This is a genomic window from Paraburkholderia sp. J67 (assembly GCF_905220265.1).
Lineage (GTDB): Bacteria > Pseudomonadota > Gammaproteobacteria > Burkholderiales > Burkholderiaceae > Paraburkholderia.
On the sequence record NZ_CAJMZK010000157.1, the window covers coordinates 1 to 208 of the forward strand.

Annotated in this window: 1 protein-coding gene; it reads right to left on the bottom strand. The window is 65.4% G+C overall.

The window, feature by feature from the left end:
• Positions 1 to 208, bottom strand: a 208-nt coding sequence (locus U5782_RS41585; protein WP_322049662.1) for an aminotransferase class I/II-fold pyridoxal phosphate-dependent enzyme, incomplete at both ends; no start/stop codon positions are given.

A 208-nucleotide genomic window follows, 5' to 3' on the forward strand; every position in this document is an offset into this window, starting at 1 on the left:
ACCCATGCAGAGGTCGATGCCGCTCGTCATGCCGAAATGCTCCGACGTGCCGTGGCCGCTCGGGCCCATCACGCCCGTGCCGTGTGCATCGTCGACCACCAGCGTCGCACCGTATTCGCGGCACAGTTCACTCACGCGCGGCAACGGCGCGAGGTCCCCGTCCATCGAATACACGCCCTCGACCACCACAAAGATCTGGCGATTGGGT